The sequence below is a fragment of the Microbispora sp. ZYX-F-249 genome, assembly GCF_039649665.1.
In the GTDB taxonomy this organism is placed as follows: Bacteria; Actinomycetota; Actinomycetes; order Streptosporangiales; family Streptosporangiaceae; genus Microbispora; species Microbispora maris.
Window position 1 is genome coordinate 1 of sequence record NZ_JBDJAW010000138.1, and the last position, 995, is coordinate 995.

The 995-nt window shown below is 71.2% G+C and carries 2 protein-coding genes; both read left to right on the top strand.

The window, feature by feature from the left end:
- Positions 1–130: 130 nt before the first annotated feature.
- Complete coding sequence (locus tag AAH991_RS40095) at positions 131–424, top strand: cellulose binding domain-containing protein (RefSeq protein WP_346231188.1); 294 nt, start codon at positions 131–133, stop codon at positions 422–424.
- A 24-nt stretch (positions 425–448) separates the two neighbouring features.
- Positions 449–995: cellulose-binding domain-containing protein (locus tag AAH991_RS40100; RefSeq protein WP_346231189.1), on the top strand; the 547-nt coding region annotated here is incomplete at its 3' end.

The window sequence follows — 995 nt, forward strand, 5'->3', positions numbered from 1 at the left end:
CAGCGGCGTGACGACCTCCCCCTCGCCGTCTCCCTCGCCGAGCAGCTCGCCGTCCCCCTCGCCGAGTAGCTCGCCCAGTAGCTCGCCGTCGCCCGGCGGCGGATCGGGCGCCTGCCGCGTCAGCGCCACCGTGAACGCCTGGAACAACGGGCTGACCGAGAACATCACGGTCACCAACACCGGATCCTCGGCCGTCAACGGCTGGTCGCTCGCCTTCACCCTCCCGAGCGGGCAGACCATCACCGGCGGATGGAACGCCACCTACTCGCCCACCAGCGGACAGGTCACGGCGAAGAACGTCAGCTACAACGGCTCGCTGGCACCCGGGGCCTCCACCGAGATCGGCTTCCAGGCCACCCACACCGGCAACGCCGCCAAACCCACCGCGTTCACGCTGAACGGCAGCACCTGCACCATCTCCTGACGCCTCCTATCCCCGGAGATCTCCGTGCGCTTCATCAGACATCGGCGCTGGCTCGCGGCCGGAGTGGCCGCGGCGCTGAGCGTCGTCGGAGTCGCGACCGCCGGCTCCGCCCGGGCCGCCGCCGGCTGCAGGGTCACCTACACGGTGACCAACCAATGGCAGGGCGGCTTCGGCGCCAACGTCGACGTGGTCAACCTGGGCGACCCGGTCGACGGCTGGCGCCTGACCTGGTCGTTCCCCGCCGGGCAGACGATCAGCCAGCTGTGGAACGGCAGCTACACGCAGTCCGGCGCCCAGGTCACGGTGACCAACGCCTCCTACAACGGCGGCATCCCGACCGGCGGCAGCACGTCGTTCGGCTTCAACGGCTCCTGGACCTCGTCCAACCCCGTGCCGGCGAGCTTCGCACTGAACGGCACCACCTGCAGCGGCACCGTCACCAGCCCCTCGGCGAGCCCGAGTGCCAGTCCGAGTGCCAGTCCGAGTGCCAGTCCGAGTGCCAGTCCCAGCGCCAGCCCCTCGGCGAGCCCGAGTGCCAGCCCCAGCGCCAGCCCCTCGGTCTCCCCCTCGC